Origin of the sequence: Streptomyces sp. NPDC002896 (assembly GCF_040295225.1) — a bacterium.
Classification (GTDB): Bacteria; Actinomycetota; Actinomycetes; order Streptomycetales; family Streptomycetaceae; genus Streptomyces.
Genome location: NZ_JBEOVA010000020.1, coordinates 157,047 through 163,483, shown reverse-complemented (window position 1 = coordinate 163,483; position 6,437 = coordinate 157,047). Strand labels below are relative to the sequence as shown.

The following is a 6,437-nucleotide window of genomic DNA, read 5'->3' as shown; positions in this document are numbered from 1 at the left end:
ATGTAGTCCTGTACGGAGGCCACATGGAGGCGCAGCCCATGGGCGGCCACCACACGGTCGCGGTACTCGAGGACCTCGGGGAAGTTGTGTCCCGTATCCACATGCAGCAGCGAGAACGGCACCGCCGCGGGCGCGAACGCCTTCAGCGCCAGATGCAGCATGACGATTGAGTCCTTGCCGCCGGAGAACAGGATCACCGGCCGCTCGAACTCGCCCGCCACCTCACGGAAGATGTGCACCGCCTCGGACTCCAGAGCGTCCAGGTGCGACAGCTTGAAGGCGCCGGCGGGGCTGGTGGCGCCGACGGAGCTCGTCATGGTGCTCACACCAGCCCCCTCTCCGCCAGCACGGCGTACACCGCGTCCGCCGACTGCTGCGGCGTCTGGGCTTGCGTCTCCAGGACGAGTTCGGGGTCGACCGGCGGCTCGTACGGGTCGTCGACACCCGTCAGCCCGCTCAGCTGCCCGGCCGCCTGACGCGCGTACAGGCCCTTCACATCGCGGTCGCTGCACACCTCCACAGGCGTCGCTACATGCACCTCGAAGTACGGAGTGTCGCTGGTCTGATGCCGTTTGCGGACCGCCTCACGGCTGTCGGCGTAAGGGGCGATCACCGGGACGACCGTCAGCACGCCGTTGCGCGCCAGCACCTCGGCGACCAGGCCGATGCGCTGCACGTTGGTGTTGCGGTCCTCGCGGCTGAAGCCGAGGCCCGCGGACAGGAAGCGACGGATCTCGTCACCGTCCAGGACCTCCACGCGGTGTCCCTCCGCCCGCAGCCGGCCCGCGAGCCCGCGTGCGATCGTCGTCTTGCCCGCGCTCGGCAGGCCGGTGAGCCAGATCGTGGCTCCCTGTGCCCGTGCCGTGGTCATACGTGAAGTCCTTTCGCGGCACCGTCGCGGTGCCGGGTCTCGTGGAGTTCGGTGAAGAGTGCTTCCCACCGGTGATGGACGGCGTCCGGGCCGTAGGAGGCCGCCGTCAACAGGGCCGCCGAGCCCATCTCGGCGCGCAGCTCCTGGTCGGCCATGAGACGGCTCATGGCATCGGCCAGCGCGTCGGTGTCCTCGGCCGGGACCAGCAGCCCGTCCACGCCCTGCGTGAGAACGTCGGCCGGTCCGGTCGGGCAGTCGAAGGCGACCACGGGCAGGGCGTGGCTCATCGCCTCGATCATCACCATCGGAAGGCCCTCGAAGCGCGAACTGAGCACATAGAAGGAGGCCTTGGCGAGCTCGTCGTCGAGGCGGTCTGTGTGCCCCATGAGGAAGACGTGGTTGTAGAGATGGTGCTCCTCGATGAGGGCCCTCAGCTCCGCCTTCTTCTCGCCGCTGCCGTAGATCCTCAACTGCCAGTCCGGGTACTTGTCGACGAGCCGTGCCCAGGCCGGTATCAGCAGGTCGAAGCCCTTCTGCGGGAAGAGCCGCCCGGCCGCCACCGCGATCTTGGAGTCGTGGCGTGACGGAATCTGGTCGAGCGAGTGAACGGCATTCGGAATCCGGATGACGCGCGTGCCGGGCAGCAGCTGCTCGTAGTCCTGGCGGTCGCGCTCGGTCAGCACGGCCACCGCGTCGAACTCCGGATAGCACTCCACGATGCGCCGCTGGACGTCTGCCCGGTGCGTGCCGTGGTTCATGTGCTCCTGCGCGACCCGGACCACCCCGCCGGTCGCGTGCCGCGCGGCGAGGAAGTTCAGGGCAGGCCTGGTGGTCACCAGAACGCCGTCGTGCAGCGACGCCACGTACGCGATGACCGCGTCCTCGACGTGCCGGTTGAAGTAGCGATACCCGAACTCGCCGCGCGGGATCTCCCGCGCGGGCGCCTCCAGCTGCCGGATCCGGCGCCGCTCTCGCAGCCGCGCCATCAGGCCCCGCGGCGGCTCCTGTTCGCTCTCGCGCAGGTCGACCAGCGTGGACACGGTGACCCGGGGGTCCAGCGGGAACTGCACCTTGTCGCGGCGGCGCAGCACGCTCACAAGCTCGACGTCCCAGCCCGCGGCCACCAGCGAGTTGGCCTGGTTCATGACGGTGCGGATGGTGCCGCCGCGGCCGTACGCGTGCAGCAGCAGATAGCGGATCTTGATGCCGGGTCTCATACGCGGCACTCCAGCGACAGGTTGTCCTGGACCGTGTAGTACGGCTGCACTGTGAGGGTCCCGCGCGCGGCCGGCACGTGCTGCGCCGGAAAGACCATGATTTTCTTCTTGCCGCGGATGTCGTCGAGCTGCCGCCCGGCCCGCAGCTTCACCTCGCCGTCGGTGAGGTGCAGATCCCACTGCTCGATGCCGGCCGGGTCGTATGCGGCGAGGTCCGCGACCGGCACCTCGCTCTCGAAGCGGTCTCCCTCGACCCGGGCTCCGTACCTCAGCTGCTCCTGCGTGCCGCTCCTGCGGACCAGCAGCAGCTGCCAGTCCGCGCGGGTGTCCCCGCGCCGGCCGTGCAGCCGGCCCACGACGCGTATACGTCCGTCCCGCGGCCACACCTCTGCTACCTCGGCGTGCGGCTTCACGAGGCGTAGCCCCACGACGAGCACATCGGTCGCAGGATCTCGGGGATCTCGTCCTCCGTGGGCAGCGCGCGGCCCGACTGGACCCGGCCGGTGCGGATCTTGTCGCGCCAGTCGCCGAGGCCCTTGACCAGGTCGCCGTCCTGGCGCTCGCCATAGGAGAGCATCGAGGCGTCGAAGTCGATGCCGAGGAAGGTGCACAGGTCCCGCAGCTGCCCCTCGGGGTCCTCGGTGAGCTGCTCGTAGCGGATGGTGTGGCCGCCGGTGATGCCCTTGCGGGCGTTGTCGACGGCCTTCATGTAGCGCAGCGCGTCGGCCGCGGCCTCGTCGAAGGTGCGCTTCTCGGGGTCGGCCTCGTGCCAGGAGCGCGCGATGGACACGGGGTGGCGGAGCAGGAACACGAACTTGGCGTCCGGCCAGCAGGCGGCTATGCGCTTGTATGCGAAGGCGTTGCTCGGCGTCTTCTCGACGACGAAGTCCTTGCCGGACCTCGTCAGCTCGCGGTGCAGGACCCGGTCCCACAGCAGATGCTCGAGATCACCGCGCTCGAGGTCGAGAGCGCTCATCGCCTTCTCCGAGAGCTTGCTGCCGAAACCGACCTCGAGGCGGCGGATGTGCAGCTCGTGCGGGGCGTGCAGGCGGGGGTGCGCGTTGAGCAGCATCCGCAGCAGCGTGGAGCCGGACCGCACGGGCGACATGATGAAGACCGGTTGCCGCAGCAGCCGGTCGACCTCGGGGTCGTCGGGACATCGGAACGGCACGTCGGGACGCTTCTTCGGTGGCGCGCTCCTCGCCTGCGCCTTCTTGGGAGGCGCTGTGGTCGCTCCTCCCGCGCGACGGACCTGGTAGCCCGTGGCCGATGCGAGTGCCTGGTTGAGCTTGGGCAGCAATCTCATGCGGCCCGATGGTATGAGCGCTTTCTGAGAAGAGGGGCGAAGGAACCTTAGGGTTTACTTAGCGACTCAGAATGTGACCCAAGCCTCACAGGGCTCAGCGGTCACGCGCCCTCATGCGAGTGCACGAACTCCTTCCCGGCGTCCCGCAGCCGGGTCCGCAGTTCCTGGAAGACCTGCGCCGACCGGGCCCCCGGCCACCCCTGGGGCAGCAGCTCGGCGGGGAGCCCTGGGTCCGCGTACGGCAGACGCCGCCACGAGTCCAGCGCGAGCAGGAAGTCGCGGTACGCGTCCTCCGTGGGGGTGCCGGCCCGCTTCCGCCACGCCCGCAGCACCGGCTCGTGGCGGTCCAGGAACTCCTCGTGGAGCTTGGCGATGGCCGCGAGGTCCCACCAGCGGGCGGCAGCCTCCGCGGTCGGCGCGAAACCCAGGTGCTCGCCGCGGAACAGATCGACGTACCGGGCCAGTTGCAGGCGCTCGAGTGTGTGCCGGGTCTCCTCGTACAGCGGGGCGGGGGCGATCCAGACGCCTGGTGCCGCCGTGCCGAAGCCGAGTCCGGCCAGCCGTGAGCGCAGGACGTGCCGCTTGTGGCGCTCCTGCTCCGGGACCGAGAAGACGGCGAGCACCCAGCCGTCGTCGGCCCGCGGCGGCTCCGTCCGGTAGATGCGGCGGTCGCCGTCGTCGAGCAGCTGGCGGGCGTCGGGCGACAGCGCGTATCCGGCCGTGCCGGTCCCGGTGCGTTCGGGGACCAGCAGGCCGCGCCGCTTCAGCCGGGACACCGACGAGCGCACGGACGGGGCGTCGACCCCGACCGCGGCCAGGAGGCGGATCAGCTCGGCCACCGGGACGGGGCCGGGGAAGTCCCGCCCGTACGCACCGTAGAACGTGACGATCAGGGATCGCGGAGTGTGCTGCTCGGACACGTGATCACTCTACGGTCCCCGGCTCCCGGAAGCTCTCCGGTCTTCCGGCCGCGGCACGGGGCGGCCCGCACCGGGCGGAGGTAGCGTGGTGACGCCTCGGGGACCAGGCGCAGGACACGACGACATGGGGGCCGTCATGCCGAAGACCGAGCTCAGCGTCGGCACTATCGAGTACGAGGACACGGGGGGATACGGCGTCCCCGTGGTGCTGCTGCACGGCCTTGTGCAGGACGGAACGGTCTGGCGCCACGTCGTGGACGCACTCGGCCCCGAGTTCCGCTGCATCGTCCCGACCCTCCCGTACGGCAGCCACCGCACGCCTCTGCGCCCCGGAGTGCAGCTCACCCCGCACTCGATGGCCCTGCTCGTCGGAGAGTTCGCCGACACGCTGAGACTGGGCGACGACGCGGTGTTCGTCGAGAACGACGCCGGACGGCTGCAGCAACTGGCCGCCGAGCGGCCGGATCGCGTCGGCCGGATGGTCATCGCAGGCTGCGAGGCCTTCGACAACTATCCGCCTCGGGCGGGCGGCACGATGCTGGCGGCGGCCGCCAGGATCCCCGGCGGTATCGCGACGATGGCGCGCGCCCTCGCCGTCCGGCCGTTACGCCGGATCCCGGGCACCGGATACGCCATCATGGGCCACAAGCCGGTACCGGACGACCTGATCGACCGCTGGATCGAACCGCTGCGCAGGGACCGCGCAGCCCGCGGCCTGCTCGTCGGTTATCTGCGCGGCGTGCGGAAGACGGAGATGTCCGAAGCGGCCGAGGGCCTGCGCTCCTACGACCGTCCCGCCCTGGTGGTCTGGGGCAGGCAGGACCGCATGATGCCGCCGGAACACGGCCGCCGGCTGGCGGAACTGCTGCCCCGGGGGCGCCGCCTCGTCGAGCTCGACGAGTGCCGCACGCTGATCCCGCTGGACCGCCCCGACGGGCTCGCCGACGCGATCCGGACTTTCGTGCGCGAGACGGCGTCCCCCTGATTCATCAGGTCGGCTTCATACGCTCGGTTTCGGTACGCCGTGTCGGCGCGGTTGCCGACGCCGCCGCGGGATCGCCGTGCCCGTCGCTCTGAGGGGGCGTGTACAGGGCAGCTGCCAGGGGAGCCGCGCGCATGATCGCCGCCACGTGGTCGTACGGCCCGTCCGGACGAGGCGGCTGCTGACGCGACGTCATGGGCGGGGCGACGTGCGGCGCCGGTGCGGGCAGGCATGCGCGGCGGCGAGGAGCTGGTGGATCCCGTCCCCGGCCTGGGCGGGGTCGCGCACCGGTTCGGGAAAGAGTAGCCGGAGGTCACCGTGGCCGCTGGCGTACTCGCAGCGCAGGGTGATGCCGTAGCGGTCGAGGGCGACGGGCTGCACGCGGACGACCCCCTGCAGCAGCCGCGGGCCGGCCAGCCGGGCCAGCCTCGTCACCATGTCCTGGTGGGCGTCGACCAGATGCGTCAGCAAGGCCGCCTCCTCGACGGCCAGGGGATCCGCTTCTGCGAGCACGAGTTCGTCCAGGCCGACGACCACCATGTCCTCCCCCGTTTCGAGGGTGGCGCGCGCGAGGTCCAGGCGGAGGCTGGAGCCGTCGTCCGCGTCGTCCGCGTCGTCCCCGTCGTCCTCCGTGTCGCCGGTCAGGGCGAGCCATCCCGAGAGCGTCACCTTGGCGCGCACCCGGGCCCGGACGGAGGTGGGGGAGACGTCGGTGAACTCCAGCAGTGCGGCCAGGGCGCCGCGTGGCGCGCACACGGCTCGCGCCACCAGCGGGTCGTCGGCGGGCAGCCGCAGCCTCACCTGGCCTTTGCCGTCCACGTGGTGCAGGCCGACGAGGTCGTAGCGGTGCCCGTCCGTGGTGAGGGTCAGCGACCCGGCGCGGACCAGTACCGAACGGATCCGTTCCGCGGCGGTCGGTTCCGTTGCGGAGGCGGTGGTGGGGTTCATCGGACCTCCAAGGAGAGCGAGCAAGGTTAGGCTAACCTAACTTATGGAGATTGGGCCGTTCTTCTTGGGGGCTCGCTCCGGGGCGGTGGCAGTCGCAGCCGCAGCCGCAGCCGCAGCCGCAGCCGCAGTCGCAGCCGTAGGGGCAGCTGTGCCGGCGCTTCGGGGGCCGGCAGATCCGACGAGGCACCAGTAC

8 protein-coding genes are annotated in these 6,437 nt (G+C 70.8%); 1 reads left to right on the top strand and 7 read right to left on the bottom strand.

Going from position 1 to position 6,437, the window contains the following annotated elements; genetic code table 11:
* From ABT009_RS31305 to ABT009_RS31280, 6 genes are all read right to left on the bottom strand, one after another.
* The coding region (locus tag ABT009_RS31305) for a phosphoadenosine phosphosulfate reductase domain-containing protein (protein WP_351302457.1) at positions 1–317 on the bottom strand (317 nt) is incomplete at its 3' end.
* Positions 318–322: 5 nt separating this feature from the next.
* Positions 323–871 carry an adenylyl-sulfate kinase gene (gene cysC / locus ABT009_RS31300; protein WP_351302423.1) on the bottom strand — a complete coding sequence of 183 codons (549 nt, stop codon included), beginning with the start codon at positions 869–871 and terminating at the stop codon, positions 323–325.
* Positions 868–2,088, bottom strand: coding sequence for a glycosyltransferase family 4 protein (locus tag ABT009_RS31295; RefSeq protein ID WP_351302420.1), 1,221 nt, complete (start codon positions 2,086–2,088; stop codon positions 868–870). Before ABT009_RS31295 ends, cysC begins: the two co-directional genes overlap by 4 nt.
* Complete coding sequence (locus tag ABT009_RS31290) at positions 2,085–2,516, bottom strand: hypothetical protein (protein WP_351302417.1); 432 nt, start codon at positions 2,514–2,516, stop codon at positions 2,085–2,087. The genes ABT009_RS31295 and ABT009_RS31290 overlap by 4 nt, the downstream gene beginning before the upstream one ends.
* On the bottom strand, positions 2,498–3,394 hold the full coding sequence (locus ABT009_RS31285) for a sulfotransferase family protein (protein WP_351302414.1): 897 nt from the start codon (positions 3,392–3,394) through the stop codon (positions 2,498–2,500). Before ABT009_RS31285 ends, ABT009_RS31290 begins: the two co-directional genes overlap by 19 nt.
* A gap of 101 nt (positions 3,395–3,495) precedes the next feature.
* Positions 3,496–4,314: a PaaX family transcriptional regulator gene (locus ABT009_RS31280; protein WP_351302411.1), complete on the bottom strand. Its 819-nt coding sequence runs from the start codon at positions 4,312–4,314 to the stop codon at positions 3,496–3,498.
* Positions 4,315–4,450: 136 nt separating this feature from the next.
* On the opposite strand from ABT009_RS31280, the gene ABT009_RS31275 reads away from it, so the two are divergent.
* Positions 4,451–5,299: an alpha/beta fold hydrolase gene (locus tag ABT009_RS31275; protein ID WP_351302408.1), complete on the top strand. Its 849-nt coding sequence runs from the start codon at positions 4,451–4,453 to the stop codon at positions 5,297–5,299.
* 189 nt (positions 5,300–5,488) lie between these two features.
* On the opposite strand, the gene ABT009_RS31270 is transcribed toward ABT009_RS31275, so the two are convergent.
* Positions 5,489–6,244, bottom strand: coding sequence for a DUF2470 domain-containing protein (locus ABT009_RS31270; protein WP_351302406.1), 756 nt, complete (start codon positions 6,242–6,244; stop codon positions 5,489–5,491).
* Positions 6,245–6,437: the final 193 nt, after the last annotated feature.